The following is a 26,872-nucleotide window of genomic DNA, read 5'->3' as shown; positions in this document are numbered from 1 at the left end:
TTATAATTACTTGATTTAAACGAAACTTAAAATGTAAAAAAGTTTTCAAAATTTTAAATCTCATCAACACGAAATTGCGGAGAAAAACCTATTTTTATCGCTTTATAAAAAAATATGCAGACTGCTTATTATATACTTGTATTTTTATTGTTTTTATTTTCTGTACTTCCAAAAATCCCAAGTCAGCACTGGATTTTCAGGGTGCCAGATTCCGGAAAAATTCAGGTAACCATTATTGCTGCATTTGTTTTTTTTTCGGCATTCCTTATTCAAGATAAATTCCCTCATTTTTGGTATTATCAGGCATTTTTACTGTTTTTATTAATTTATCACTCTCTAATTCTTATTAAATATACACCGCTGTATAAGATTAAAAAGCATAAACCCGGTAAAAATTCTTCAGAAAAAATTCATTTTATATCTGCTAACGTTTATCAGTTCAACAAAGATTATCAACGATTCATCCATTTAATTAACGATTGTAAACCAGAAATGTTTCTCACGATGGAAAGCAATGGGAGTTGGGAAAATGCCTTAACGGTATTAGAAAAAAATTATCCTTTTCACCATAAAGTAACGCTGGAAAACACGTATGGAATGCACTTTTATTCTAAAATAAAAATTGAACAATCTAAAACTCATTTTTTCGTTGCCGATGATATCCCAACCATTGAAGCCCATTTGAAAACTGATGACGGCTATAAATTTGTATTTTTTGGAGTTCATCCACCGCCGCCAAGTCCTACTGAAGAAGAAACGTCTAAGGAAAGAGACGGCGATTTGTTATCCACTGCAAAAAGGGTGCGCCAAATAGAACAACCCGTGATTGTTGTGGGAGATTTCAACAATGTAGCATGGTCTAAATCTTCTATATTATTCAGAAAAACAAGTGAGCTGATTGATCCCAGAATTGGTCGTGCTTTGGTTTCTACATTTCATGCCAAATATAGACTGTTCAGATTTCCTATAGATTTAATGTTTCACAGTGAAGAAATTTTTATCGAAGACCTGAAAACATTAGACAATTTTGGTTCTGATCACCTTGCTGTTTTTTGTGAATTTTTTATCGATCATAAAAATGATGAACAGGAATCTCAAATTGAAACTGCTGATTTTCAAGAAAAAGCAGAAGCCGAAGAAATGATTCTGGAAGGAAAAAAAGAAAGCAGCGAACGTGAAAAAATTGCTACCGAAGACTAATTTTTTTAAATATTTTTCATTAAAATACCATCAAAAAAAAACAGAAAATCTAATGATTCTCTGTTTTCTGGAAATTTATATTGAAATTACTCATTCAAAAGACGATTAATTTCTTCATAAAATGAATTTTTACTGTAATCTGCCATTCCATTATGCTGCATTCTGATTTTTCCTGATTTATCTAAGATTACTGTGGTTGGAAGAGATCCATTGAAATATTTTTCTGAAATAGAACCACTCGGAGTTAAAAACGGAATACTGAATTTTTCTTTTCTAAGATACATTTTCCCGGCACTCGGATCATCATCCAAATTTACCGTTAGAAAAACCAGATTTTTATGGTTCTTATATTCATTGTAAAACTTTTGAATTGAAGGAAATTCGGCACGACACGGAGGACACCATGATGCCCAGAAATTGATGAAAACTACCTTACCTTTAAGATCAGAAGTCTGAATAATTTCATCATTTTCATTTTTAACGATTAAATTTTCTGATTTTTCTTCTATCTTTTCAGTACTCGTTTCGTTTTGTTCTTCAATTTTCGGATTGAATATTCCGGTTGAAAGAATTTGTCGCATCGTCCATGCTTTTGCATCTTTATTCACCAGTAATACTACAAATAATGAAAAAAGTAATACTGTACTCCAATTTTTTTTAAGCCAAAGTTTAAACTTTTCCAAAATTTTAACGTTTGATTTCTGAGATTTGCTTTTTCACCTGTTCTTCTGTTACAAAACCAAGATTATCCCAAACCAACTGATTGTTTTTATATAATTTAAGAACCGGAAGTGCAGAAACCCCCAATTCTTTACATATCTCGGTATTTTCGTCTGCATTAATTCTTACAATTTTTACTTTATCCGGCATTTCCGCAGACATTTTCTTTAAATAAGGTTCCATTTTTTTGCACGGAGCACACCATTCTGCATAGAAATCTACCAAAACAGGAAGATCATTTTTAATCATTTCATTAAATTGAGCTAAACTTATTCCTTTGGAAGTAGACTTTTTAATTTCAGAAAGATTGGCACTCCTCCATTTCATCATTCCACCTTGCAAATCATAAACATTTTTAAAACCCATTTCTTTTAATTTGGCAGCTGCAGCGGTACTTCTTGGACCGCTCATGCAATAAACAAAAACAGGTTTTTCTTTATTAAGAGTTTTTACTTTATCCGTAAAATCTTCTGCATTCCAGTCGATATTCATTGCATTTTTAAGATGCCCGTTCTGGAATTCTCCGGGCGTTCTCACATCTACTAACTGTGCATCTTTGGTCTGTTCCAGCTTTTTAGAAAAAACAGCAACGGAAAGACTGTTTTCATTGGTATTTTGTGCATTTCCGACTCCAAAAAATGCAATAACAAACAGAATTGTGATTATATTTTTTCTCGACATTTTTAGCTGTTTTGTTTAATGAGTTTTTCCAATTCCTCTGCCTGAAAAACACCAGACTGCTTCCATTTTACTTCTCCGTTTTTAAAAATCATCAAAGTAGGAACACTTCGAATTCCGAATTGTGCAGCAACTGCCTGATTTTTATCAACATCAATCTTAACAATACTTGCATCATCACCAATTTTCTTTTTCAAATCCTGAAGAATAGGAGCCTGCATTTTGCAAGGACCGCACCATTCTGCAAAAAAATCTACCAAAACAGGTTTATCCTGATTAATAAGTTCCTGAAATTTATTCATTATATTATTTTTTAATTTATTTTCCGTTTCGAGTGTAAATTGAAATTTTAACTTTATAAAATGTTCATTTATTGCATTCTATGAATCAAAAATTTCTCCAAAAAGAATGAATATAGAGTTTTTATTATATCTTTTCTAAAATATGAACTAAAATACAAATTTCAGTTTTTAAAGTTGACTCTGCATTCTTTTTTTCAATTAAATTTACATTATCTACACGTCAATGCGGTAATTTTTCCCGGAAATATCCGTAAACCCATGTTCCGAAAACAGCACTTAATAAGGTAACCGTTATAGCCAAAGCTCCTGTTCCTATTTGTGCAAAAAGTGGCCCCGGACAAGCTCCGGTAATTGCCCAGCCAAATCCAAAAATAAGTCCGCCGTAGATTTGACCTTTGTTAAACGTTTTCGGAGCAATAGAGATTTTCTCTCCGTAAATAGTTTTGATATTGAATTTTTTGATGATGAAAACCGATAGCATTCCCGTAACAACAGCACTTCCAATAACACCGTACATGTGAAAAGACTGCAAGCGGAACATTTCCTGAATCCTGAACCAACTGATAACTTCTGCTTTTACAAATACAATCCCGAATAAAATGCCCAATACAAGATATTTCAGATTGTGATACCATTGGTGCTTCAGATGGCTTTCGTTGGTACAAACACTGTCCTGATGACGGATATCTTTTTCTTTTTCCATTGATTTTAAAATTAAAGTGAAAGAATAATGGGCAGAATTACATTCGCCATGAAAAAGCCACCTACCATAAAACAAACTGTTGCCACCAAAGACGGCCATTGCAGATTAGACAACCCCATAATAGCGTGTCCGCTGGTACAACCACCCGCATAGCGGGTTCCGAAACCAACTAAAAATCCGCCGACCACCATCATTATGAAACCTCTTAATGTTAATAAACCTGCAAAATTCATTAATTGAACCGGGACAAGATTGCTGTAATCTGTAATTCCGTAATTTGCAAGTTCTGTTTTAAGTGCAGGATTTACGGACATTTCTCCGGGATTCATTAAGAAATGGGAAGCAATGATTCCGCCTAAAAAAATTCCGAAAACAAAAAAAAGATTCCAAAGCTCTTTTTTCCAGTCGTATTTGAAAAAACCGATATTGGCCGGGACACACGCTGCACAAATATGCCTGAGCGATGAACTAATCCCAAATGATTTGTTACCCAAAATAAGCAAAGCCGGTACAGTAAGCCCAATTAAAGGACCTGCAACATACCACGGCCAGGGTTCTTTTATAATTTCTAACATTGATGTTTTTATTAAATATTTAAAATCTTGGTTTGACAAACAAAATCACTTTTAGGAATATCTGTTTGTGCAATGGCATTGAAACCGCCCTCAATTTCGGAAAAATTTCTGTAACCTCTTGCCTGAAGAATGCTTGCAGCCATCATACTCCTGTAACCTCCGGCACAATGAAGGTAAAAATGCTCTGCAGGATTTATTGTATTTATCCAATCATTAATATAAGCCAAAGGTCTGTTGAAAGCCTCCTGAACATGTTCTGCATTATATTCGGATTCTTTTCGCACATCCACAATTGTTGCTTCTTTTCCTTTTATTTCTTCTTCAAATTCCTTCGCAGAAATTCTGTTGACTGAGTCTATTTCTTTTCCACTATTTTTCCAATCTTCAAAACCACCTTGCAGAAATCCTAGAACATTATCGAAACCAACTCTGCTCAGTCTTGTTACCGTTTCTTCCTCTTCATTTCTGTTGGTAATGAGAAGAATTGGCTGCTTTACATCTACCATCAACGCGCCTACCCAAGGTGCAAAATCACCATTCAGCCCAATATTGATGGATTGTGGCACAAAACCTTTCGCAAAATCGCCATTTTCCCTAACATCCAATACCAACGCTCCGGAATGTTCTGCCAATTCTTCGAACTTATCAGGGGAAAGTGCCTGTAAACCTTTAGATAAAACCTCATCGAAGCTATCGTATCCTTTTTTGTTCATTGCTACATTCATCCCGAAATAAGCAGGTGGCGGTAAAAGACCATCCGTAACTGCTTTGATAAAACTTTCCTTATCTTTCTGATTCAGTGCATAATTGGTCTTTTTCTGGTTTCCCAAAGAGTCCACCGTTTCTTTCTGCATATTTTTACCACATGCAGAACCGGCTCCATGCGCTGGATATACGGTAATATCATCATCCAGAGGGAGAATTTTATTATATAAACTCTCGTAAAGCAACCCAGCCAACTCTTCCTGAGTCATATTTGCCGCTTTTTGTGCCAAATCCGGACGGCCCACATCGCCCAAAAACAATGTATCTCCGCTAAATAGGGCTTTATCTTCACCATTTTCATCTATGAGGAGAAAAGAAGAACTTTCCATGGTGTGACCAGGCGTGTGCAGAACTTTTATTTTGATATCACCTACCCAAAAAACCTGATGGTCTTCTGCAATAATAGCTTCGAATTCTGGTTGTGCAGTGGGACCGTAAACTATGGGTGCATTGGTTTTGGTACTTAAATCCAAATGTCCGCTTACAAAATCGGCGTGAAAATGTGTTTCAAAGATATATTTGAGCTTCACATTGTCTTTTTGCAATCTGTCGAGATACGGTTGAGTTTCTCTTAAAGGGTCAATAATGGCAGCCTCACCATTAGAAACGATATAATATGCGCCCTGTGCAAGACATCCTGTATAAATCTGTTCTATTTTCATTTTTTTATGATTTAAATTTTATAATTGATTTTATTTGATACAAATTTCCAGGTTTATGATTTTCTGTACAGTCACTTTTGTTACATAAGAAATTCATTTCTAAAACAGAGAATTTCTCGTGGCTCGGTGAAGCCAAAATATTTATAAGAAGATTTCCTTTATAATGATATAAATTCCCATCACCAAAATAAACCAACCGAATGCAGGTTTCAACTTTTTACCATCAATTTTTTTTGATAATTGTGACCCGATAATAATCCCTACAATAGCAATGGATGAGATTGTTAAAAGTAATTTCCAGTTGATTGCCAAATTGTTGGCCGATACAAAAAATCCGATGAGCGAATTGAGTGAAATGATGACGAGTGAAGTTCCAATGGCAATTTTCATAGGTGTTTTGAGAAGATTAACCAATGCCGGAATAATCATAAAGCCACCTCCTGCACCTACCAAACCTGTCAGAATGCCGACAACTGAGCCTTCGCCCACCGCCAAAAGCGTATTATCTTTCTGAAATCCGGGGTTTTTAGCCTTGTTTTTAGAATTTTTGATAATCATTTTATAGGAAGCCAAAATCATAAGAACAGCAAAAACCAGTAATAGCAAAATATTTTTGGTTAGAACGAAACTATTGACAGTAAAAACATTATTCGGGATTATCGGTAAAATATAATTCCGGGTAAGAAAAATAGAAATGATGGAAGGAATCCCGAAAACCAAAGCCGTTTTAAGATTAACCAAACCGTTTTTAAAGTAAGATACAGAACCGACTAAACTACTTATTCCTACAATGAAAAGTGAGTATTCTGTTGCCAAAAAAGCATCCATCCCAAAAAGATATACCAAAACGGGAACGGTAAGAATACTTCCGCCGCCGCCGATTAATCCCAATGAAATTCCTATAAAAACTGAAGCGATATATCCAAAAATTTCCATTTCTCAACTTTATGCTGTAAAGATGAAACTCCTGGAAAAGGTGTACCGCTACTTTTGTTACATAAGACTAGATTGTACTTAAAAGTTCGATTTTGTTTCTTCCCAATTTCAGTTTTCCTGAATATTCCAATTGTTTTAACAATCTCGAAATGACTACTCTTGCAGTTCCAAGTTCGTTGGCGAGTTGCTCATGCGTTACGGAAATCGTTGTAGAATTAAGGATTTCGGATTTTTTATGGAGAAGATTCAGTAATCTTTCGTCCACTTTTTTAAATGCAATAGCATTGATAATATCCAGCAATTCTTCAAAACGCTTGTGATAAAGCCTGAAGATATAATCCAGCCATTCCGGATATTCTTTAATGAAAAGAGAAACTTTGTCCACGGGGAGAAAAAGAATTTCGGTATCTTCCTCAACTTCAGCTTTTACAATGCTTTTTTCGTTGTGCATTCCGCCGAGAAAAGACATAATGCAGCTTTCACCCGCTTTAATGTAGTACAACAGAATTTCTCTACCGTCTTCTTCGGTACGGATGACTTTCAGCATTCCATTCATCACAATCGGAATAGATCGGATTGAGGCATTTTCATCTAAAATAATATCACCTTCACAATACGTTTTTGCAACACCGTTTTTGTAAAGTTTCTCTACCAGTTCTGGCGAAGAAGTAAATTCTGAATTAAGAATAGATGACTGCATATAACGAATTTAGCATTATAAATCTGCAAAGTTCACTAAATTTTATGTTTTATACAATTCCATCATGATTTTTCCCATAAAACACTGTTTATTTTTTTAAATAAGATACTTTTATCCGATTAAAGAACTACCTTTGCTATGATAAAAAATATTCATATTCAATTTCAAATACAGTCAAAATGTATAAAAAAATCACCATTGTAGCTTTAATTATTTCCCTTGTGGCAAACGCAGTCCTCATTTACAAATTCTTTTATCAGGGCGAAAAAGTTGAACTTGCAAAAGATGGAAGAACAGAAATAAAAATGCCTAAAGAAAACCGAGAGTTTATAATGAAAGAAATGCGAGGTTTTTTGGAAAGTGTACAGCAAGTTAATGAAGGTATTGCTAAAAATGATCCTCAAATTATTGCTAAAGTGGAAAAACAATCCGGAACCTGCAAAATAAATGAAGTTCCACAAGGGATGATACGTTCCCTGCCTCTCGGATTTAAAGAAATGGGCTTCAATACCCACGAACTTTTTGATGCTATGGCAAAAATGGCTCAAAAAAATTATGACCGACAACAGATTCAGGAAAAAATGAACCAACTCCTCAACAACTGCGTTTCCTGCCATAAAACCTACAAAATAACTGCTGAGTAATTTAACCACAAATACTTAACTTTGCTATACTTGAAAAATGTAAATGCTGATTTTTTCCAACACCTGTCAATACGCAATTAAAGCCTGCATTGTTCTCGCCAACGAGAATGAGAAAACCGGAATAAAAGCTATTTCTGAAAAAATTGGTACACCTGCAGCGTTTACTTCCAAAATTTTGCAGCAACTTACAAAAAAAGGACTTATCTCTTCCGGAAAAGGAAAAGGAGGCGGCTTTTTTATGACCGAAGAACAAGTTGAGAAATTAACGATACAGGATATCTATGAAAATTTTGAAGGAAAAGAAGTTCTCTCTTCATGTCTTTTAGGGCTGAAAACGTGCAATTCGCAAAACCCTTGTCCCATACATCATTTAGCGGCTGAAATAAGACAGAAAATCATCATGATGTTTCAGTACAAAATTAAAGAATTGAAGGACTTCGGAACTCTTATGATTTAAATTTCAATGTTTTGAACAAAGTAACAATGGAAATCATCATCACCAACGAAGCAAATAACAGCCAAAATTTCGCACTTAAAAAAGGAATGTAAAAGACAGAAAATATCCCTGAAAGTCCTAAAATCAGTTCATTCAAAACAATTCCGAACACAAGCATTAGAATGCTTATTTTAAGTATTTTATTGATTTTGATGTTGGATACCGTTACGATGTTCCAAATCAGAAAAAGGCTTATTCCCATTAGCAAAACCAAATGAAGATAGGCAATAATCAGATTTATATTGTTGAAGAAAAATACACCCAAAGGTGGTATTACCGACAAACTCTGAAGAACGAATTTCCCCAAAAAAGCCAATCCAACCACAGACAAAAGTAATTTACCCGTAAAATTCTGATTCTGAAACCAATTGATTTTTCTTATCCAGTTTAGAAATAAAACCGCTCCAAGTAACTGAACAATGGCAATCAAACCGAAGAAAAAGAGCCAATAATCACTCATTTTTATCCACAAAATAGAAAGTCCATATCCGAAGAAACAGCCTATTGAAAGTAAATAAAAAACCGTTTTATTCCATTTTTCCGAAATGTTGATTTGATATTTTTTTAAAGCAATCAAAAACAAACCAATGCACGAAAACAAAAAGAATCCGTTGTACTGGTAATGCAGATAAAAATAAGTGGAAGCTCGGAAAAGCACTTCAAACTCATCTTTCTTCGATGAAAAATAAGCCAATCCAAAAATTCCTATCGCAGAAAATGTGGCGAAAAAAGCACCGGTTTTCAGCCAGATCATTTCGGGATTCTTATTATGTTTGGTATCGGAAAGTAAAAATCCAAAATAGGCAAAACCCGTAAACAATGCCACAGAAGAAAAAACGATGGAAAGCCAAAAATAACCGCCATATAAAAAACTGAACAACATCCCATAAGAACCTATCTGATTGAAAATCATCATCCATTGGTATTTTTGGAGATTGATTTCTTTTTTACTTTCGCTGAGATATTTCGTCACAAAAAGATAAATCGCAGCACTTACCCAACCGTAAAATGCAAAATGGGAATGCGATTCCTGCATAAACTGATGAGAAAACCAAGGAAGGGAAAACGCCATTTCGTACCGCATCATCACGCCCACAACCGACACAATGAAGAAATTGAAAAGGCAGAGTTTTACCCAAAATCCAAAGTTTTTCATAGTTAATCCGCGATTCTTTCCATGGTGCGACATTTGGCTTTATCACCAGTTTTCACCACCGAAACATCCAGATATTTTACAGTTCCGGAGCTGGCTTTTTCAAACTGTTTTGCTTTTTTGTCGGCATAATCGTAGGTGTATCCAATTCCCATTACCACTTTGTGTCCGTTGCACTCTCCCATTGCCAGATAAAGATAATCTCCTAAAGTATGATTCATTTAAGTTAAAGTTTTTAATTTAATATCAAAGTTATTTTTTTGATTTGCTGTTGAGCAATTGTTCCAGATAGTCTTTCAAAACCAAAGGATGACAATGTTTTTCATCTTTTGCTGCATAAACCAACGTGATTTTTTCCTGTTGCCCATTTTTTTCTAAAAAAGGCTTTCCGGGATTTCGCTCCAAAAGCTCTTCTTTATATTTCCGGGAAAACTCGTCCCAAAGCAAAGGATCGTGATGAAACCACTCCCGAAGTTCTGTTGATGGTGCAAGATCTTTGTCCCACTCATCCAAAGCGGCTTTTTCTTTTGAGATTCCTCTTGGCCAAATCCGATCTACCAAAACACGGTAACCATCTTCGGGAGAAGCATCTTCGTACACTCTTTTTAATACGATTTCCATTGATTTATTTTTTAAAATTGATGATTATTTCCAAAATTCATCCTCATAATCATCTTCTTCTTTGTGATGATGTTGGCTTAATTCTAAACCTATTGTATCCATCTGTTCATCGGAAAGATGTTCTTCAAGATAAGGAAAAACACTTCTTTCCTCAAAACGGATATGTTTGTATAAAGCATCAGCAAAATCTGATAGCAACTGTTGGTTATTTGATTGATTGATACTTCCAATTAAACGGCTAATTTCGCGATGTTCTTTCTCCATTTGGTTCTGTAAACCCTCGTTCGACAATTCCGGAAGCACATCATCTTCAGTCTTGAAATGGTTATGAAGATTCTTTTCCCAATAATAATTAATGTAATTTTTGATTCGTTCGTAAGAAACCTCTTTTTTGATGCCCTGACGGATTTTCCAGCAACAAAGCAAACCAAAATGATGGTCTCGGGAAAGCAGGATTAAATTTTCGTTTCTTTTCATAACTTAAAATTTAAAAAGAACTGCCACTACAAAAGCAATGACAGTTCTCATGATTAAATAATTGATTATCTTTTCTCTTTAAGCGACCAGCCGGTTTTCAGTCCGATAATGAAAATTACCAACAGCATCTCTCCTAGCGCCAGTAAAATGTCACCGGGAACACGCAGCCAACGTAAAGTATGCATCATATCGGTCTGCATAAATTCTGCGGAACGAGCGTACCAATATCCTTCTTTAATAGAGGCTACGGATTGCATAATTCCTATCGGCAACAAACTGATGGTTACCATTACTAACAATCCGATATTTGTTAGCCAAAATGCCCAGCCGATGAGTTTATCATTCCATTCTCTGTCAGGATATAATCCTCTCAACATAAACATCATTAAACCAATTCCCAAGATTCCATACACTCCGAACAGTGCGGCGTGGCCGTGAACTGCGGTTGTATTGAGTCCTTGAATATAGTACAATGCAATCGGTGGATTGATGGCAAACCCGAAAATACCTGCACCAAGGAAATTCCAAAAACACATGGCGATGAAACAGTAGATTGGCCATTTGTATGCTTTGATCCATTTGGTAGATTTACTGATCTGATAATTTTGATAAGCTTCAAACCCAATTAAAACCAAAGGAACAATTTCAAGTGCGCTGAATGTAGCTCCCAAAGCCAAAACTGCTGTTGGCGTCGCACTGAAATACAAGTGGTGGAACGTTCCCAAAATACCTCCCGCTAGGAAAATAATGGTTGAAAATAATACAGCATGAGTTGCTGCCTTTAATCTTAATAATCCCAATCTTGTAAATAAAAAGGCTGCTACAACGGTTGCAAAAACTTCGAAGAATCCTTCTACCCAAAGGTGAACCACCCACCATCTCCAGTATTCTGCAATGGCCATATGGGTTTGTCTTCCGTACATCAATCCGGCTCCATAGAATAGGGCAATTGCTACTGCGGAAAGTGTGAACAATAATAGTAAATGTCTGTCACCATCTTTCTTTTTCAATGCGGGTAAAAGTGCTCTTACCATAAGAATTAACCAAAGAATTAATCCTACTAACAATAAGATCTGCCAAATTCTACCCAGTTCTACATATTCGTAACCCGAATGTCCCCAAAGAAAATTATCTACATATCCTAATTTCTGCATTACTCCTAACCATTGTCCTGCTAAAGAACCGAAAACAACAATCAGTAATGCTCCAAATAAAATATTGACTCCTAAAACCTGATACTTCGGCTCATAGCCTGAAACTGCGGGAGCAATGTACAATCCAGTGGCTAACCAAGATGTTGCAATCCAGAAAATGGCTAATTGTACGTGCCAACTTCGGGATATTGATTGTGGTAAAAATTCATCCAAAGGAAAACCATAGAATCCACTTCCCTCGACTCCGTAGTGCGCTGTGATGACACCGGCAAGCATCTGCACCAAAATCAGTAATGCCACTACCCAAATATATTTCAGCGTTGCTCTCATAGAAGGTGTTGGTTTCATATTTCTGAGCGGATCTTCCAAAGGCAGCATCTCGCTTATCTCTTCTTCTTTATTTTTAGCATGATAGAAAACCAATAATCCAACACAGCCCAATAACATTAATACACTGAAACCCGACCAAAGGTGCAATGATGGCGGCGGAATATTTCCAATCAATTCATCGTGTGGCCAGTTGTTGGTGTACGTTACATCGTCACCAGGACGATCCGTGATGCAAACCCATGCTGCCCAGGAGAAAAAGGCATTCATTTTTGCCATTCTTTCCGGAGTTTTTACCGTATTTTTCGGGATGGCGTACTGATCTCTCAGTTTTGCCATTTCCGGCGCATTCATAAATATTTTAGCGTAGTAATCTGCCAGTTCTGCCTGTACTTTTGCTCTTTCAGGAGAAATCACAATTGTATTGGTAGCTTCGTCTAAGGTATTTTTACGAAGTTCTTTTTTCAGTAATACCTGATATTTTGCCTGCTCGTCATCCGGTAAATCTTTATAGACTTTCCCCTCTTTTTTAGCCAGTTCTTCCAGAAGAAGCAAAGATTCACGATGGAGATAATCGGCACTCCAATCGGGTGCAATATAGGCTCCGTGTCCCCAAATACTACCGACAGTCTGTCCGCCGATAGATTGCCAAACATTCTGACCGTCTTTGATGTCCTGCCCGGTAGCTATGACTGTTCCGTCAGTAGTAACAACCTTATCCGGAACAGGCGGGATTTTCCTATAAATATCTACGCCATAGTAGATCAGTACGGCAAAAGAACCTATGATGACGGCTGCAAGCCAGGTCCATAATTTTTTGGTGGTCATACTTTTCTCAATTTAGTGTTCTACTGAAAATTCTTTTTCTAATTGAATCGCTTTTGGAAAGAGAATATTATTTTCTAAATGAATATGTTTATGCAAATCATTTTCAAAATCCTGAAGCATTGCGAATGTCACTTTATACGTATTACAGGCATCTGCAGGAGGCGTATATTCGTTTGTAATATCTGCGATTTTTCTCAATCGTTCTCCTTCAATGGTATGCTCGTGCTTCATCATATTGACGGGATTTTCTACAGATCCAAAAGGTGGTTGCGGAATAGCTTCATTAGAAATTTTCGCCTTCACCATATTTTTCACAAAAGGGAAAAGAATCAATTCTTCTTTTTTCATGTGTGCTGCCAAATCCTGTGCAGACGCAAAAAACAAATCTCTAATTTCGAATAACTCCGGATGTGCGCCACCGTGAACTTTGCATAATTTATCTAAAAACTGTTGTAGAACTGGCGTTTTTTCTTCCACATAACGGTGATGTGTTTTCTCCACATAATCTGCCAAAAGATCCAAGGGCCAACTGTTGAAATCGATAGAATTTCCATCCGTTTTCGGAAGATTTTCTATGTCTGAGTAGATTTGATCTTTATCCAAACTCTTCGGACTACAAGCTTCCTCTATTGTTCTTCCGCCTTTACAGCAAAAATCAATGCCGTATTTTTTAAAGATTGCTGCGGTTCTGAAATCTTCAGCGACAATCTCTCCTATAAAATCTGTCTTGATATTCATAATTAAATACTTTTTTATCTTTTATTATTTTAAAATTTTTTTATGTTGATTTTCTGGTTTTTAGTTTTTGAATTGGATATAGTTCATTATCAATAAATCTTCTATTTAACTATAAACAACTCTGTTTTAGTTTTATTCAAGCCTATTATTTGTCATTCCGAAGGAATCCATTCAGAATAAGTCCTTAATTCATCATCAGTAAATTGAGATTCCTACGGAATGACAAAATAGTATTGATTAAGTTGGTAATCTATTTTTTAAGTGAAAGGATATATTTTACCATTTTCTGAGCGTTCTCTTTGCTGAGTCCGGCGTGCGGTGTCATCGGGATATCGCCCCAAACACCTTTTCCGCCATCAATCACTTTTTGTGCAAGATGGTCGATATCGGCATCGGTATATTTTGCTGCTACGTCCTGATAAGACGGTCCCACCAATTTAGAATCTACCTTGTGACAAGACAGGCAGTCTGCGCCTTCTACAAGAGCTTTGCCTTCGTCTTCGGGCTTTGCTGCGGCTGTTGTTGAAGCAGTATCAGCAGATGCTGCAGGTTTTGGTTCCTCCATCATTGTATTGGATTCTGTTGTGGGCTGCTGTTCTGCTACTTGTTCTTTTTTTTCTGAGCAAGAAGTGATGGTAAGAGAGAGCAAAATTGCTGTAAAAAATAAGTTTTTCATTACTAAAGATTTTTATGGATTATAATTCTATTTGTTTTTTAATTTCTTTTACAAGGTCATCATCGCCGGAGTCCAGACCTTCTTTTTGGTAAGCTAAAGTTCCTTTTTTGGAATAGACACTGATGATATTGGAGTGGGAAAACTCTATCGGCGAAATTTCTTTGTATTTAACAGCCATTACGTTGGCGAGTTCCCGCGTATCATCCTCGTTGCTGCGGATAAATGTCCATTGTTTTTCATCGAATTTATTGGTATCCAGATAAGCTTTCATTACTTGGGGCGTATCGTTTTTCGGATCAATGGAAATCAAAACATACTGGATGTCTTCCGGATTGGTTTTTCCTACTTTTTGGGAGATGGTTTTCATCTCGGCAGTGAGTCTCGGGCAAGCGGTTTTACACGATGTAAAAATAATTGCAGTAACCAGAACTTTCCCTTTCATATCAGAAAACGTAATGGTTTTACCGTCCTGTTTCTCCCATTTGGAACTGACATTATAAATGGAATCCGGACTTATTTCTTCGTTTTTTTTGCTGCAGGACAAACTTGCCATTGCCAACAAAATATAAAGTAAGTTTTTCATTTTTTTTAATTTTCAAAATCTCTTGCACATCGGAAACCGAGATTGTTGAGACAGTTGTTAGCTTTGATACTTCCGCGAAGTGCATAACGCACAAAGGCAGCATAATTTCTAAGATCCGAAGCGGTAATGGCACCACCGGCACAAAACAAAGACTCGTTGGTGGTATTGTCTTTTCTGGATTCTCCGCTCATCATCACCGAATTGAAATCGTACGTCCATTCCCAAACCATTCCGTACATATCGTAAACGCCGTAAAAATTGGGTTCACCTTGTCTTACCACTTTATTAATATTGCTTTTCCGCTGTTGGTATTCTCTAAGTATAAAATCTGTAAAATGAGGTTTATCAGAAGCATTTTTAGAAGTGCGGTCTGCAAGTCCTACATATTCCCATTCTTCTATTGTTGGAAGCCTTTTGCCCACACTTTTAGCATACGCTTCTGCGGCAAACCAGGAAACATTGGTGACGGGAGCGTCGGGATTTATTTTTTCCGGAAGCTGATAATCGCCTTTCCAATGTTTGAGGTATGTGCTGTCTGCGTATAACCGAAGCACTTTGCTTCTGGTCCATTGAGGATTAGCTTTCAGAAATGTGAGATATTCTGCATTGGTCACCGGGCTGTTATCAATATAAAAAGATTTTACTTTAATAATATTGTTAGAATCTTTTCCGATAAAAGCTCTGTACGATCCGCTGTCTATTTTCATCATTTTTTTTGAACTGGAAATGAATTCTAACTGATGATCTGCTACAGACGTACTCTGATGACTTTTGGGAGATTGTGAACAGGAAGCTAAACCCAAATTCAGGATGACTGCACAAATGAAGACAAAAACTCTCATTGCTTTGTATTTGCTAAACCTCAATGAAACAAGAAAAAAAATTATGGATTCTTTTTAAAAACTGCAGGATTATCCGGTCCTGTAACTTTAATTTTGCCTAAAGCTCCTTTGTTGAAAGCTCTGAAAATTGCGTGGTCAACAATCACATATTCACCGGGAACGGTTGCTTTGAACTCTACAATAGACGCTCCACCAGGAGGAATAACCGTGGTCTGTACATTTTCATTGATTTTGCTGCCGCCTTCCATATATACCTTGTCAAAGATTTCCCCGATAACGTGGAAAGAAGACGTAAGGTTCGGGCCACCGTTTCCTACGAAAAAACGTACAGTTTCACCTACTTTTGCCTGCAATTCGCCATCGCCCAAAAGAGCTCCGGTTTTTCCGTTAAATACAACATATTCCGGATGTTCTGAAATGGCTTTATCCATATCGAATTCCTGAAGACCTTTGTCACCAAATTTCCCTTTGGTGTAGAAATCGCCCTGCATAATGTAGTATTCTTTATCCACTTTTGGCAGTCCGCCTTCCGGTTCGATAAGGATGAGACCGTACATTCCGTTGGCAATGTGCATTCCTACAGGAGCTGTGGCACAATGGTAAACATACAATCCAGGATTAGTTGCTTTAAAATTGAAAACTTTTTCCGTTCCCGGCGCTACGAAAGTGGCTTCTGCACCGCCACCGGGACCATTAACAGCGTGGAGGTCGATGTTGTGAGGGAATGTATTGTTTTCATTATTTTTTAAGTGAAGTTCGATTTCATCGCCTACCCTTGCACGGATAAAACTTCCCGGAACTGTTCCGTTGAAAGTCCAGAAATTATATTGCGTACCGTCTGCCAATTCGCCAGTCTTCTCAATGGTTTCGAGACGAACGACAACTTTCTTTGCTGCTCGATCTCCAACAGGAGCCGGCACATTGGGCGGTGCTACAGATTTTTGCTCTTCTACGGAACCGTCCGTTTTAATTTTCTCTGTATCTGAATTATTTTCAGAGCTTGTAGAATTGTTTTGTTTACAGGAATTCAGACTGATGAAAGCTGATAAAACTGTTGCGATGATGAATGTCTTTTTCATAACTGAAATATTTGAGTAACATTTAGTACCAATAAATTAAAAAGATAAAAAACACCTTTTAGTATTTTATTGTAATAATTTTTTTTATTGTTTTAGGAATGTCAGTTTTAAATCCAGATTTTCTACAAAAAGTTGAATTCTAGATTCTTCCAACATTGTTTTTATTTCCTGTCGTATGTGTTTAAAATCATTATGGATAGGACAAGGGTGATCTTCCGAACATTCTTTAAGACCAAGACCGCAACCCGAAAATAGTTTGTCACCATCTATTTCTCTCACAATATCAGCTACAGACTGTTCAAGATTGGCATCATCCATATAGAAACCACCGTTGGGTCCTTTTGCCGATTGTACAAAACCTTTTCTACTGAGATCCTGAAGTATTTTTGCAATGAAATATTCCGGAGAATCTATACCCGATGAAATATCTTTGATGCTTATCCGACTTCGATCTTTCGATTTCTGCGCAATAAAGATCAAGGCTCGTATGGCGTATTCACAGGTTTTAGAAAACATTATCTCTTATTTTATGTGACAAAGTTAGGAATAAATTTCAAATAAAAGAGTAAAAGGTATTTTATTTATTATGATTAATATCAATTGTTTTGAAAAGAAACTTCTTTAGCAAATAAATAATATCAAACTCATTAAAAAATCATTAGAGAAATTCTTCAGATTAAAACCTATGAAGGAGAAAAATTTAAAATGAGGAATTAAAATTTTAGAAAATACTAAAAATAAAAACTCCGGAATAAATCCGGAGCAAAAATTTTATTCTGTAAAGTAAGCGGTGTAAAGTGCAGCACCATTAATACTTATACTATCTGTATTTACGATATAAATCGGGATATTTTTCAACATATCCTCCATTTTATCACTGATTTTGAACTTCTCATAAAACTTATCTCTGTCTATGTAATTTCTTATAATCTGAGGAATATCTCCTGCAATAAGCAAACCTCCGGTTGCTTTCAGTTTAAGAGTAAGATTGTTGGCTTCTCTTGCTAAAAATTCAAGGAAAGTATCTAACGCAATTTTACAGATCATAACGTCTTCTTCCATTGCAGCTTTATACAATTCTTCAGTAAAATTACCGTTGGCAAGACGTTCTGCTAACCACTCAGGTTCTGGGTGTCTCTTTACATCTCGTAAAAATCTGTAGATATTAAACAATCCTGTTTTGGAAAGCACAGATTCCCAACTTACAATTCCGTAGATGTTATTAAGAAACTGATAAAACTCTACTTCTACATTTGTTCTTGGTGAAAATTCTGAGTGTCCTCCTTCTGTAGCAAATGGTCTTAAATATTTACCATCGAAGAAATATCCTGCTTCTCCCAAACCATTTCCCGGAGCAAGAATAGCAACATTTCCTTTTTCAAGATGTCCGCTGGTATAAATGGCATCCAATTCAGAGTCGTCTAAAAGACCAATTCCGTAAGCAGCAGCTTCCTGGTCATTCAGCATATTTACTTTCTCAAATCCGAATTTTTCCTGATATTCTGAAATATCTAAATTCCAATTTAATCTTGCAGGATGGCTTTTTCCATCGATTACAGGACCAGGAACAGATATCCCTAATCTTTTCACATTCTCCAGCTGAGATTCCTGAATAAACTGGGCAAGAACATCCGAAAACGAAGCGTATTCTTTAGTGATATATGTTTTTTTTAACTGAAGTTCTATACCTGCATTTCCAGAAATATAATACCCTATCGTAGTGGTATCTTCTCTTAGATTTGCTCCGATAATAGAGACATTGTCATTGGTATTATTTTTTACCCCCGGTAAATAAAGAGGAAATTTTGGATTTAAGTTCATAATCTCAAATTTTATCAAATATAACAATAGTTTTGATATTTTCTGTATCCTAACAAAAAACCTTTTCAAAAAAACGAAAAGGCTTGGTTAATAATTGTTTATATCTCGGTTAATTATTTTCCTAAAGGAATATTATAAGAAAATCCTGCTCCAATGCTTCCCACATTGTAGTCTTGTGAAGCTGGAGAAACAATATCTCCATTGCTTCCTGCAAAAACCTTTTGGTACTGAAGGAAGAAATTCCAGTCTCTATTGTGATATCCTACCTCTGGTTTAAGGTAAAAACCTCCGTTGGGTCTGCTAACATCAGAATTACTTGCCACCTTATCATCTCCCAACAAAAATCCGTAACCTAAATCTGCACCGAAATAAAATCCTGTCTTTTTAGGGTAAACTCTAAAAAGTGCAGCTACCGGAACTACTCCTACATCGTTGTTTTTATATCCGTTGTTATCTTTACCAAAATAATGTGTATATCCTGTTGCAATACCCAATCCGAAACCTGGAGTAATTAGATTCTGATAAGCTACATCTACTCCAATTGCAGCCGAAAGATTATCTGCGGGAACTGCCAAACCTGCGGTAGCCCCTACTTTAATCATGTTATTCATACTTACATCCTGTGCACTTACTAATCCTGCAGTTAAAATCCCCGCTGCTAAAATGCTTTGTTTAATCATTTTCATAACTCTGATTTTTAAATTTTACCTTTTGCTGGATGTAAAAATCATGCCAATAAAAAAATAAGATTCAACAAGATTTAAATAAAAATATATAATTAATTCCAAATCAAAACATTATACACGAATGATTTTTTTTGATTTTAGGCTTTGTTTAAATCTTGATTGTTTATTCTTTTTAAACATTCAGGTTTTTAGATTATTGAGATAAAAATGATTAACAAATCAATTTGTTGATTTCTTTTAAGTAATTTAAGTATTTAAGATAAGTAATCTTAATTTCTTACTGTAAAATAAGTTTGAAATTTAAACCTTTAAAAAAATATAATGGATGTCCGTTTTAAATCATAATTCTCAAAAATCAACAGGCATTGTCATTCTGAAAAAATACAGACATACTGAAATACAATATTTTAGATTCTTAAGAAATGATAAAAGTAATGCTGAAAACTAAATTATCGCTCATTGCACAAAAGCAGTAAAATATATTAAAGTCTGTTAATATAATTTAACCCGAACGTACATAATGGCTCTAAAAAGAAAAACAGCAATGAGTTCAGTACTAAACAATAAACATCTTATTTCCAGAGCAGGTTTTGGAGTAAGCATTAATCAAATTAACAATATGGAAGACTGGACTCCTCAAAAGTTGAGTGATGTACTATTCCGCAATTATAATTTTACTGAAATTACTTACCAAACTCCAGATTTTGTAAAAACAGAAACAGATGATCCTAAACTGATTGCCAACCAAAAAAGACGGCAACTGAAAACATTTCAAAAGCAAAATGAAGAACTTAATCTGAATTTTCTAATGAATATGGTTCATAATGAAGACCAGCTTTTGGAAAAAATGGCTTTTTTTTGGCACGGTCATTTTGCAACGAGAATCAATAATTCTCAATTTAACCAGCAGCTTCTCAATTTTATTCGAAAAAATGCATTGGGAAATTTTAAAGATTTGCTTATTGGAGTAAGTAAATCTCCGGCAATGCTTAATTTTTTAAATAATCAGCAGAATAAAAAAGATCATCCCAACGAAAATTTTGCACGAGAGGTAATGGAGCTTTTTACACTTGGAAGAGGCAATTATACAGAAACCGATATTAAAGAACTTGCCAGAGCTTTTACGGGATGGTCTTATGATAAAGATGGTAATTTTCAGGAAAGAAAAAAACAACACGACAATCGGGATAAAACATTTCTCGGCAAGAGAGGCAACTTCAATGGAGATGAGGCTTTAAAAATAATTTTAGAACAGAAAACAACGGCAAAATTCATCACAGAAAAAATTTATCGCTTTTTTGTGAATGAAATTCCGGACAAGTCTATTATTGATAAGCTAAGCACAGATTTTTACGCTTCAGATTATGATATTAAAGGTTTAATGAAAAACATATTTACCAGTAAATGGTTTTATGATGAAAAAAATATCGGAAACAGAATAAAATCTCCTACGGAACTTATAGTCGGGATGATGCGAATATTACCCATGGAAATTAAAAATCCTGAAAATATTGTTGTCTATCAAAAACTTTTGGGACAGATGCTTTTATATCCGCCCAATGTTTCGGGATGGCCTAACGGAAAATCTTGGATAGACAGTTCTTCTCTCATGTTGAGAATGCAGATTCCGCAGATTTGGTCGGGAATACGCCCAATGGAATATTCTGCCAAAGAAGATGATGATATGGATATGGGAATGAAGTCGAGAGAAGCACTGAATAAATCTTTCAAAAATCCAAATATTATAATTGACTGGAAAAAAGTTGAAAATACTTTTAAAGACAAAAAACCCGAAAATTATATCATCATCAATTCCGGAAATATTAATATGGAAAGTGTTAAACAGTTTTCAGATTCAGATAAAATTAAGGCAATCATCAATATGATGTCTACTCCAGAATACCAGTTGATGTAGATTACAGCACAAAGTTTTGGCAAACAATTATTTATTTTTCACTAAAAACTTACGTTATGCTCATTAAAAGAAGAGATTTTTTAAAGATAAGTTCCCTTGCAAGTGCATCTTTGCTATTACCTGGTTTTCTAAAGTCTATGACTTTTGAAGGAGCTCTAAACCCTACGCAGAAAAAGCTGATTGTTCTTCAGTTTACTGGAGGAAATGATGGCTTAAACACCATTATACCTATAAAAAATGACATTTACTTTAGAGAACGAAACAAAATAGCAATACAGGATTCTCTCAAATTAAATGATGAAACAGGAATAAATCCTGCTCTCAGTTATTTCAAAAACCTTTATGACAGTGGAGAATTATCTGTAATGAATAATGTTGGTTATCCCAATCCGGACAAATCTCATTTCAGAAGTATGGATATTTGGCAATCTGCAAGCCGAAGTGATGAATATCTGGATACCGGTTGGATAGGAAGATTTCTGGATGAAGAATGTTACCGATGCCAACATCCGACCCAAGCTTTGGAAGTAGACGATATGCTAAGCCTTGCTCTAAAAGGAGAAAACAATAAAGCTTTTGCTTTTAAAGATCCTAAGAAATTGTACCAAACCAGTCAGGAAAAATATTTCAAGTCGATTTACGATCATCATCACAGCCATGATGACGAAACGGTTTCTTATCTATATCACACATTGGGTTCAACCATCAATAATGCAGATTATATTTTCGATAAAAGTAAATCGGTAAAAACAGCAGAAGATTATCCAAACACCAAATTGGGTAAAGACTTCAAAACCGTTGCTTCTTTAATAAAGTCTGATATTAATACTCAGGTATATTACCTATCGATCGGCAGTTTCGATACTCATGTGAACCAAAATGAAAGACAGCAAAAGTTATTTGAAGAAATAAACGGAGCCGTAGAGTCTTTTGTAGCAGACATGAAAAAGAACGGACTTTTTGATGATATTCTTCTGATGACTTTTTCTGAATTTGGAAGAAGAGTCGCCCAAAATGCCAGCAACGGAACCGATCACGGAACCGCCAACCAAATGTTTTTTATAAGTGGCGGATTAAAAAAGAAAGGATTATTAAATGATTTGCCCAATCTTGAAAAACTGAATGACGGCGATCTGATTTACACAGAAGATTTCCGAAAAGTGTATGCTACAGTTCTTAAAAAATGGCTTAGTGCAGATTCTTCCAAAATTTTGGGCTGGAAGAACGGAATGTACGATTTTATATGAAAAAACCTTACAAAAGTAAGGCTTTTCTCATTTAGTGGGGAGAAGGAATTTGCTTATCAGTAGTTTTCACTTCCTTCTTTCCTGTTACTTTTTTTATTACATAATCTATCACAATAGGTGCGAGAAGAGTAAGAACTGTTCTTAAAATTCTTGATTTCATATTTGAATTGTTATTTTGAATTAATATGCAATTTGAATTGCTTTTTTTTAAATTACAAAAACAGTTACAAGAAATAAGCCAATTGCAATTCTCACTTAAAAGTTATTTCAGTTGTAAAGCTTCTCCTTCAAAAGAAATTCCGTTCCAGCCAGACTCAATAAAATTTCTGATGTTCTGATGATCTGTACCTTTTGGATTTTGTAAAACATCTATTCTGTAAAAATCCCCAAACAACGCTAATGTTTCTTCTTTTGATAAGTTATTCAATTTTGCAAAACTGAAAACTTTACAAGAACCATTGTTCTGATTGGCTTCGTTTACTGTATTTCCGTTGGTGAATTTTTTGGGCGTAAAATCATATTTCTCATCAATGAAAGCAATGACATCTTTAAAATCGATACTTTCCGATGAATTTTTAAGTTGCTCTAATATCATTTTAATAAATTTATTTTCCAATTAATAATAAAAATACAATTATTTAACTATCAACTATCTAAAAACACTTAACACATGAAGATATTGTTAATATTTTATTCAACAGTTAAGATGGTATGATTAATTCCATTCAAAACAAAACTTTCATTTGCCGATTTTCCCTGCATGGCTTTTGCTAAAGGAGATTCTAATGAAATTGACATTATTTTTTGGGTATCCAACATAATTTCTCCCAAGGAAACCGAAATAAAAAACAATCCTTTTTCCGTAATCACCAAAGCTCCTTTTTCAACTTTTTGAAGCGGATTTAAAGAGATTCCTTTAAGATATTCCCGCTGTTGGAAAACCGCATTAAGCTGCGCCTGAAGATTATTGATTTGTTGCTGCAACATTTCTCTTCCAGTTTCATACTTATCGCCCATAGAACTTTTTGTATCATTATTGGATGCTCTGGTTTCTGCGATAAGATTTTCCAGATTTTTGATTTTTTCTTCTATTTTTTGATGCAGAACATCAATCAGATCTTGTTTATTCATTCCTAAAATCAATCATTTACCTTTCAAAAACAGCATAATCAGACACTTTGAAACTGAAGTTTCTACCTTCATTAAAATTTCTTTTCATCCCGTCAAAAACATTTTTAAATATTCCCGACACACGATCATCATCAATATTAAAATCTACTGGTTGTTTCGAAAAATTAAGAACAGTAAGAACTTCATTTTCTCCGTTTTTACGGAGATAGGCTAAAATTTTATCATTTGCCGTAGTGTTTAGAAGATAAGTAGTAACGTTTGGATCGCCGCCTCTTAATGCAGGATGAGAAGATTTCAGTTCGAGCAATACTCTGTAAAAGTCTGCCATTTCATAATTGTTGGTCCAGGATATGGTATCTTTTTCAAAAAACTCAAGCCTTTTAAGATTGGGAAGCTCCTGACCGGAATACAACAGAGGAATTCCGTTCCATGTCATCGAAAAAACAGCCATAGGCAAAGCAATATCGCCATATTTTTCGTATTCTGTTCCGTTCCAGGAGTTTTCATCATGATTGCTGGTAAACCAAGCCCTCATAGAAGAATCGCCTATCTGAGAATATTGTTTGAGTAAATCTGTCAATTCATGCAAAGGCTGATTATGTTTATAAAAATCTGCAGATTTGTGCATCCATTTCCAAGAATAGCTTGCATCGAACACTTTTCCATATTCTGGATTTTCGAGTTCGTCGAATTCTCCAATCCAAAAAAGAGGTTTCAGTTTTTCTACTTCCGGTCTGGCTTCTTTCCAAAAATCTACTGTAACCCAAGATGCCAAATCGCAACGAAAACCATCAATATCTGTTTCTGAAATCCAGAATTTCATAGCTTCAATCATTTCTTTACGAACCTGAGGATTTTCATAATCCAGCTCAATAATATCATCCATCCCGGAAGCTTTTTTGAAATCTCCGTGGTCGTCTTTCTGATAAAATTCAGGATGGATTTTTGTCCAAACATGATCCCAACCTGTATGATTGGCAACCCAGTCTATAATTACCTTCAATCCTAATCGGTGAGCTTTTTTCACCAATCTCTTAAAATCTTCCAAAGATCCGAATTCGGGATTAACAGAAAAGTAATCCGCCGCCGCATAAGGACTTCCTAAGCTTCCTTTTTTATTTTTCTGTGCAATAGGAGTAATGGGCATGAACCAGAGTGTTTGAACTCCCATATTTTTAAGGCGCGGCATTTCTTTTTCGAAAGCCTGAAAAGTACCTTCTGGTGTATATTGCCTTACATTAACTTCGTATATATTGGTAGTATGTTTCCAGTCTTGGGATAAATTCATCATTTTTTCTTGATTTTTCGAGGTAAAGAATTGCTGTTGATTGTGCAACTGTATATTCTGAAACAAAAATACTAATTAAGAATTTTTCTGCTCTGTTTTCAGGCATAAAAAAACCCTGAATTTCCAGGGCTTGTATTTATTTTTTATCTTTCGTTATCTTCATCATCATCATCGAAAACATCGTCATTGTAGTCGTCTTCATCATCATCAAAATCGTCGTCTTCATCTTCGAAATTATTGCTTCCTCCAAAATCTTCATCGAAATTAAAATCTTCATCGAACAAAGGCATTGCAGACTTTTTGTTTTTTGAACCTGATGAATTTCCACTTTTCACCGGTGCTTTAAGAGGTGCATTACCAAATCTGTATGTCGTAATCGGGTAATTTACTCCTTTTGTTTCCTCTACAACCTCAACAAGTTCGCAGAAAAATTCCCAAAGATCTAAAAGCCCGTACTGAAACTGTGCTTTATCTCCCGCAGCTTCAAATGCTTCATCCACATATACGTCCGACATTATTTCGCCATCGCCATCATCACTCATATCTTCAAGAGGAACACTTTTTACTACTGTCCCATCTTCTTCAAGAAGATTAAAAGTAGACAGCTCATCTCCACTAAGATTGAATGCACTTTTAATACCCAAATGTAAGTTCCACAGTGTCTGTTTTCCTTTGATTTCTACATCTCGGAAAATATCTTCTTTCGTATCTAATATTACACGGATTTTGTAAACCATATCAGTATTTCAATTACTTTTTTTGCCTTATTTATTATGATAAATTCTCGTTGCAAATATATAATAATTGATATTTCGCCAAAAATAATTATTCTTTTTTTAGAAAGTTTTTTTTTCTTACATTTCGCAGCAATCATTTGCTTTTTTCTAGCATGAAGCTGAATTTTGTTCCTTCCAGATAGACACTTTCTACGGTAATATTTTCATTGTGAGCCTCCAGAATGTGCTTTACAATCGCAAGTCCCAAACCAGATCCTCCCTGTCTTCTGCTTCGGCTGGTTTCAACTCTGTAAAAACGTTCGAAAATTCTTGGGAGAAGTTCGGCTTTTATCCCCATCCCATTATCTATGACCTCAATGAGCACTTTATTTCTAAGCACACTGGTTTTTACCACTACCTTTGCCTCTTGTCTGTTGACATAATGTATAGCGTTGGATATTAAATTAATAAAAACCTGCGAAATTTTCTGCTTATCTGCCTCCACAAAAATCTGTGGTTGTAAGGTCTGAATCTGTAATACGGTATTTTTTTTCTCTGCTTCGAGATCCAGCAGATCAAAGATCTCTCTAATTAAAAGATTGACATCAAATTTAGAAACATTAAGGTTTATTTCTCCGGCTTCCAGTCTGTTAATCATATCCAGATCATTCACTATTGCAATGAGTCTTTCTACGGAATTGTCTATTCTTTCGAGATATTTATCTCTTATATTCAGATTATCAACGCCACCGTCCATTAACGTTTCAACATACCCTTGAATTGAAAACAAAGGAGTTTTAAGCTCATGGGAAACATTTCCTATATATTCTTTCCGGTAGCTTTCCATTTCCTTCATCATGTCCATTTCTGTGACTTTCTGCTGGTTGAAATCTGAAAATCTCTCTCCCAGTTCTTTCAGGGTGATGTTATTCTGATCGCTGTATGCTATTTCGTCCGGTAGTATTTTAGATATTTTTCTTACCTGCTTTTTGGCGTAGTAATTAAACAGCAACTCGATAACCAAATAATTGATGAAAAACATCAGCACAATTCCCACAATAAAACCTATCGTAAACTTGAATGTAGGATAGTAAATGTCTTTGAGAGCATCGAAACTGATGACCAAAACGAACATGACGATCGTTAAAAGACAGGCAGATACAAAGGTAAGTCTGTAAAACTTCAATTTTACATTTTTTTTGGATTAGG

The 26,872-nt window shown here is 35.3% G+C and carries 31 protein-coding genes; 5 read left to right on the top strand and 26 right to left on the bottom strand.

The genetic code is table 11. From position 1 onward, the window contains the following. Window positions 1–114 precede the first annotated feature (114 nt). The gene (locus tag IV513_RS02730; RefSeq protein WP_209388985.1) at window positions 115–1,200 is read left to right on the top strand and encodes an endonuclease/exonuclease/phosphatase family protein; all 1,086 of its coding nucleotides are present in this window, start codon (window positions 115–117) and stop codon (window positions 1,198–1,200) included. Window positions 1,201–1,286: 86 nt separating this feature from the next. Here IV513_RS02730 and IV513_RS02725 read toward each other — a convergent pair whose 3' ends face one another. From IV513_RS02725 to IV513_RS02690, 8 genes are all read right to left on the bottom strand, one after another. After that, window positions 1,287–1,883 (bottom strand): TlpA disulfide reductase family protein, encoded by a 597-nt coding sequence (locus tag IV513_RS02725; RefSeq protein WP_209388984.1) that lies wholly within the window; start codon window positions 1,881–1,883, stop codon window positions 1,287–1,289. Window positions 1,884–1,887: 4 nt separating this feature from the next. Then, window positions 1,888–2,601 carry a thioredoxin domain-containing protein gene (locus tag IV513_RS02720; RefSeq protein WP_209388983.1) on the bottom strand — a complete coding sequence of 238 codons (714 nt, stop codon included), beginning with the start codon at window positions 2,599–2,601 and terminating at the stop codon, window positions 1,888–1,890. A gap of 2 nt (window positions 2,602–2,603) precedes the next feature. After that, window positions 2,604–2,900: a thioredoxin gene (trxA, locus tag IV513_RS02715; RefSeq protein ID WP_209388982.1), complete on the bottom strand. Its 297-nt coding sequence runs from the start codon at window positions 2,898–2,900 to the stop codon at window positions 2,604–2,606. 220 nt (window positions 2,901–3,120) lie between these two features. Continuing rightward, on the bottom strand, window positions 3,121–3,603 hold the full coding sequence (locus IV513_RS02710; protein ID WP_209388981.1) for a DUF6691 family protein: 483 nt from the start codon (window positions 3,601–3,603) through the stop codon (window positions 3,121–3,123). Between the two features lie 11 nt (window positions 3,604–3,614). Continuing rightward, window positions 3,615–4,178: a YeeE/YedE family protein gene (locus IV513_RS02705; RefSeq protein WP_209388980.1), complete on the bottom strand. Its 564-nt coding sequence runs from the start codon at window positions 4,176–4,178 to the stop codon at window positions 3,615–3,617. 11 nt (window positions 4,179–4,189) lie between these two features. Continuing rightward, window positions 4,190–5,605, bottom strand: coding sequence for a rhodanese-like domain-containing protein (locus IV513_RS02700; protein WP_209388979.1), 1,416 nt, complete (start codon window positions 5,603–5,605; stop codon window positions 4,190–4,192). A gap of 141 nt (window positions 5,606–5,746) precedes the next feature. Further along, window positions 5,747–6,541, bottom strand: coding sequence for a sulfite exporter TauE/SafE family protein (locus IV513_RS02695; protein ID WP_209388978.1), 795 nt, complete (start codon window positions 6,539–6,541; stop codon window positions 5,747–5,749). Window positions 6,542–6,608: 67 nt separating this feature from the next. Beyond that, on the bottom strand, window positions 6,609–7,241 hold the full coding sequence (locus IV513_RS02690; protein WP_209388977.1) for a Crp/Fnr family transcriptional regulator: 633 nt from the start codon (window positions 7,239–7,241) through the stop codon (window positions 6,609–6,611). 179 nt (window positions 7,242–7,420) lie between these two features. Between IV513_RS02690 and IV513_RS02685 the strand changes: the two genes are divergently transcribed. Beyond that, a complete protein-coding gene (locus IV513_RS02685) occupies window positions 7,421–7,885 on the top strand; it encodes a cytochrome c (protein WP_209388976.1) in 465 nt (154 codons plus the stop codon). A 43-nt stretch (window positions 7,886–7,928) separates the two neighbouring features. Next, a complete protein-coding gene (locus tag IV513_RS02680; RefSeq protein WP_209388975.1) occupies window positions 7,929–8,342 on the top strand; it encodes an Rrf2 family transcriptional regulator in 414 nt (137 codons plus the stop codon). Here IV513_RS02680 and IV513_RS02675 read toward each other — a convergent pair. From IV513_RS02675 to IV513_RS02615, 13 genes are all read right to left on the bottom strand, one after another. Further along, window positions 8,332–9,537, bottom strand: coding sequence for a hypothetical protein (locus IV513_RS02675; protein WP_209388974.1), 1,206 nt, complete (start codon window positions 9,535–9,537; stop codon window positions 8,332–8,334). The genes IV513_RS02680 and IV513_RS02675 overlap by 11 nt on opposite strands. Window positions 9,538–9,539: 2 nt before the next feature. Continuing rightward, complete coding sequence (locus tag IV513_RS02670) at window positions 9,540–9,755, bottom strand: hypothetical protein (RefSeq protein ID WP_209388973.1); 216 nt, start codon at window positions 9,753–9,755, stop codon at window positions 9,540–9,542. A gap of 31 nt (window positions 9,756–9,786) precedes the next feature. Then, a complete protein-coding gene (locus IV513_RS02665) occupies window positions 9,787–10,155 on the bottom strand; it encodes a DUF488 domain-containing protein (RefSeq protein ID WP_209388972.1) in 369 nt (122 codons plus the stop codon). Between the two features lie 24 nt (window positions 10,156–10,179). Next, on the bottom strand, window positions 10,180–10,632 hold the full coding sequence (locus IV513_RS02660) for a hemerythrin domain-containing protein (protein WP_209388971.1): 453 nt from the start codon (window positions 10,630–10,632) through the stop codon (window positions 10,180–10,182). Between the two features lie 65 nt (window positions 10,633–10,697). After that, window positions 10,698–12,941: a nitric-oxide reductase large subunit gene (locus IV513_RS02655; RefSeq protein WP_209388970.1), complete on the bottom strand. Its 2,244-nt coding sequence runs from the start codon at window positions 12,939–12,941 to the stop codon at window positions 10,698–10,700. A 12-nt stretch (window positions 12,942–12,953) separates the two neighbouring features. Beyond that, window positions 12,954–13,679, bottom strand: a complete 726-nt coding sequence (gene ric / locus IV513_RS02650; protein ID WP_209388969.1) for an iron-sulfur cluster repair di-iron protein — start codon at window positions 13,677–13,679, stop codon at window positions 12,954–12,956. A 250-nt stretch (window positions 13,680–13,929) separates the two neighbouring features. Next, window positions 13,930–14,355 carry a c-type cytochrome gene (locus IV513_RS02645; protein ID WP_168638225.1) on the bottom strand — a complete coding sequence of 142 codons (426 nt, stop codon included), beginning with the start codon at window positions 14,353–14,355 and terminating at the stop codon, window positions 13,930–13,932. A 19-nt stretch (window positions 14,356–14,374) separates the two neighbouring features. Then, window positions 14,375–14,938: an SCO family protein gene (locus IV513_RS02640; protein ID WP_209388968.1), complete on the bottom strand. Its 564-nt coding sequence runs from the start codon at window positions 14,936–14,938 to the stop codon at window positions 14,375–14,377. Between the two features lie 5 nt (window positions 14,939–14,943). Beyond that, complete coding sequence (locus tag IV513_RS02635) at window positions 14,944–15,780, bottom strand: formylglycine-generating enzyme family protein (RefSeq protein WP_209388967.1); 837 nt, start codon at window positions 15,778–15,780, stop codon at window positions 14,944–14,946. 41 nt (window positions 15,781–15,821) lie between these two features. Next, window positions 15,822–16,859 carry a copper-containing nitrite reductase gene (gene nirK / locus IV513_RS02630; protein WP_209388966.1) on the bottom strand — a complete coding sequence of 346 codons (1,038 nt, stop codon included), beginning with the start codon at window positions 16,857–16,859 and terminating at the stop codon, window positions 15,822–15,824. An 84-nt stretch (window positions 16,860–16,943) separates the two neighbouring features. Beyond that, the gene (locus IV513_RS02625) at window positions 16,944–17,375 is read right to left on the bottom strand and encodes an Rrf2 family transcriptional regulator (protein WP_209388965.1); all 432 of its coding nucleotides are present in this window, start codon (window positions 17,373–17,375) and stop codon (window positions 16,944–16,946) included. 255 nt (window positions 17,376–17,630) lie between these two features. Further along, window positions 17,631–18,680: a glucokinase gene (locus tag IV513_RS02620; RefSeq protein ID WP_209388964.1), complete on the bottom strand. Its 1,050-nt coding sequence runs from the start codon at window positions 18,678–18,680 to the stop codon at window positions 17,631–17,633. 113 nt (window positions 18,681–18,793) lie between these two features. Further along, window positions 18,794–19,366 (bottom strand): transporter, encoded by a 573-nt coding sequence (locus IV513_RS02615; protein WP_209388963.1) that lies wholly within the window; start codon window positions 19,364–19,366, stop codon window positions 18,794–18,796. Window positions 19,367–19,910: 544 nt separating this feature from the next. Here IV513_RS02615 and IV513_RS02610 point away from each other — a divergent pair. Both IV513_RS02610 and IV513_RS02605 read left to right on the top strand, forming a co-directional pair. After that, the gene (locus IV513_RS02610; protein ID WP_245168836.1) at window positions 19,911–21,281 is read left to right on the top strand and encodes a DUF1800 family protein; all 1,371 of its coding nucleotides are present in this window, start codon (window positions 19,911–19,913) and stop codon (window positions 21,279–21,281) included. 56 nt (window positions 21,282–21,337) lie between these two features. After that, window positions 21,338–22,528: a DUF1501 domain-containing protein gene (locus tag IV513_RS02605; protein WP_209388961.1), complete on the top strand. Its 1,191-nt coding sequence runs from the start codon at window positions 21,338–21,340 to the stop codon at window positions 22,526–22,528. A 262-nt stretch (window positions 22,529–22,790) separates the two neighbouring features. On the opposite strand, the gene IV513_RS02600 is transcribed toward IV513_RS02605, so the two are convergent. From IV513_RS02600 to IV513_RS02580, 5 genes are all read right to left on the bottom strand, one after another. Next, entirely contained in the window at window positions 22,791–23,123 is a 333-nt protein-coding gene (locus IV513_RS02600; RefSeq protein ID WP_209388960.1) for a HopJ type III effector protein, read from the bottom strand. Window positions 23,124–23,218: 95 nt separating this feature from the next. Next, complete coding sequence (locus IV513_RS02595; RefSeq protein WP_209388959.1) at window positions 23,219–23,659, bottom strand: hypothetical protein; 441 nt, start codon at window positions 23,657–23,659, stop codon at window positions 23,219–23,221. 16 nt (window positions 23,660–23,675) lie between these two features. Then, window positions 23,676–24,950, bottom strand: coding sequence for an alpha-amylase family glycosyl hydrolase (locus tag IV513_RS02590; RefSeq protein WP_209388958.1), 1,275 nt, complete (start codon window positions 24,948–24,950; stop codon window positions 23,676–23,678). Window positions 24,951–25,090: 140 nt separating this feature from the next. Next, window positions 25,091–25,684 carry a hypothetical protein gene (locus IV513_RS02585; RefSeq protein WP_209388957.1) on the bottom strand — a complete coding sequence of 198 codons (594 nt, stop codon included), beginning with the start codon at window positions 25,682–25,684 and terminating at the stop codon, window positions 25,091–25,093. A gap of 133 nt (window positions 25,685–25,817) precedes the next feature. Then, window positions 25,818–26,849, bottom strand: coding sequence for a cell wall metabolism sensor histidine kinase WalK (locus IV513_RS02580; RefSeq protein WP_209388956.1), 1,032 nt, complete (start codon window positions 26,847–26,849; stop codon window positions 25,818–25,820). Between the last annotated feature and the right edge of the window lie 23 nt (window positions 26,850–26,872).

Origin of the sequence: Chryseobacterium sp. RR2-3-20 (genome assembly GCF_017808115.1) — a bacterium.
Lineage (GTDB): Bacteria > Bacteroidota > Bacteroidia > Flavobacteriales > Weeksellaceae > Chryseobacterium > Chryseobacterium oryzae.
This window is presented reverse-complemented; position numbering and strand designations above follow the sequence as displayed.

Bases quoted from the DNA above. Each gene is read 5' to 3' on its own strand.
- IV513_RS02615 (WP_209388963.1), bottom strand. From the start codon at position 19,366: ATGAAAATGATTAAACAAAGCATTTTAGCAGCGGGGATTTTAACTGCA.
- IV513_RS02665 (WP_209388972.1), bottom strand. From the start codon at position 10,155: ATGGAAATCGTATTAAAAAGAGTGTACGAAGATGCTTCTCCCGAAGAT.
- IV513_RS02690 (WP_209388977.1), bottom strand. From the start codon at position 7,241: ATGCAGTCATCTATTCTTAATTCAGAATTTACTTCTTCGCCAGAACTG.
- IV513_RS02585 (WP_209388957.1), bottom strand. From the start codon at position 25,684: ATGGTTTACAAAATCCGTGTAATATTAGATACGAAAGAAGATATTTTC.
- IV513_RS02655 (WP_209388970.1), bottom strand. From the start codon at position 12,941: ATGACCACCAAAAAATTATGGACCTGGCTTGCAGCCGTCATCATAGGT.
- IV513_RS02720 (WP_209388983.1), bottom strand. From the start codon at position 2,601: ATGTCGAGAAAAAATATAATCACAATTCTGTTTGTTATTGCATTTTTT.
- IV513_RS02620 (WP_209388964.1), bottom strand. From the start codon at position 18,680: ATGAACTTAAATCCAAAATTTCCTCTTTATTTACCGGGGGTAAAAAAT.
- IV513_RS02710 (WP_209388981.1), bottom strand. From the start codon at position 3,603: ATGGAAAAAGAAAAAGATATCCGTCATCAGGACAGTGTTTGTACCAAC.
- IV513_RS02670 (WP_209388973.1), bottom strand. From the start codon at position 9,755: ATGAATCATACTTTAGGAGATTATCTTTATCTGGCAATGGGAGAGTGC.
- IV513_RS02600 (WP_209388960.1), bottom strand. From the start codon at position 23,123: ATGATATTAGAGCAACTTAAAAATTCATCGGAAAGTATCGATTTTAAA.
- trxA (WP_209388982.1), bottom strand. From the start codon at position 2,900: ATGAATAAATTTCAGGAACTTATTAATCAGGATAAACCTGTTTTGGTA.
- IV513_RS02680 (WP_209388975.1), top strand. From the start codon at position 7,929: ATGCTGATTTTTTCCAACACCTGTCAATACGCAATTAAAGCCTGCATT.
- IV513_RS02700 (WP_209388979.1), bottom strand. From the start codon at position 5,605: ATGAAAATAGAACAGATTTATACAGGATGTCTTGCACAGGGCGCATAT.
- IV513_RS02685 (WP_209388976.1), top strand. From the start codon at position 7,421: ATGTATAAAAAAATCACCATTGTAGCTTTAATTATTTCCCTTGTGGCA.
- IV513_RS02660 (WP_209388971.1), bottom strand. From the start codon at position 10,632: ATGAAAAGAAACGAAAATTTAATCCTGCTTTCCCGAGACCATCATTTT.
- IV513_RS02605 (WP_209388961.1), top strand. From the start codon at position 21,338: ATGCTCATTAAAAGAAGAGATTTTTTAAAGATAAGTTCCCTTGCAAGT.
- IV513_RS02675 (WP_209388974.1), bottom strand. From the start codon at position 9,537: ATGAAAAACTTTGGATTTTGGGTAAAACTCTGCCTTTTCAATTTCTTC.
- IV513_RS02705 (WP_209388980.1), bottom strand. From the start codon at position 4,178: ATGTTAGAAATTATAAAAGAACCCTGGCCGTGGTATGTTGCAGGTCCT.
- IV513_RS02595 (WP_209388959.1), bottom strand. From the start codon at position 23,659: ATGAATAAACAAGATCTGATTGATGTTCTGCATCAAAAAATAGAAGAA.
- IV513_RS02695 (WP_209388978.1), bottom strand. From the start codon at position 6,541: ATGGAAATTTTTGGATATATCGCTTCAGTTTTTATAGGAATTTCATTG.
- ric (WP_209388969.1), bottom strand. From the start codon at position 13,679: ATGAATATCAAGACAGATTTTATAGGAGAGATTGTCGCTGAAGATTTC.
- IV513_RS02640 (WP_209388968.1), bottom strand. From the start codon at position 14,938: ATGAAAAACTTACTTTATATTTTGTTGGCAATGGCAAGTTTGTCCTGC.
- IV513_RS02610 (WP_245168836.1), top strand. From the start codon at position 19,911: ATGAGTTCAGTACTAAACAATAAACATCTTATTTCCAGAGCAGGTTTT.
- IV513_RS02635 (WP_209388967.1), bottom strand. From the start codon at position 15,780: ATGAGAGTTTTTGTCTTCATTTGTGCAGTCATCCTGAATTTGGGTTTA.
- IV513_RS02730 (WP_209388985.1), top strand. From the start codon at position 115: ATGCAGACTGCTTATTATATACTTGTATTTTTATTGTTTTTATTTTCT.
- IV513_RS02590 (WP_209388958.1), bottom strand. From the start codon at position 24,950: ATGATGAATTTATCCCAAGACTGGAAACATACTACCAATATATACGAA.
- IV513_RS02625 (WP_209388965.1), bottom strand. From the start codon at position 17,375: ATGTTTTCTAAAACCTGTGAATACGCCATACGAGCCTTGATCTTTATT.
- IV513_RS02645 (WP_168638225.1), bottom strand. From the start codon at position 14,355: ATGAAAAACTTATTTTTTACAGCAATTTTGCTCTCTCTTACCATCACT.
- nirK (WP_209388966.1), bottom strand. From the start codon at position 16,859: ATGAAAAAGACATTCATCATCGCAACAGTTTTATCAGCTTTCATCAGT.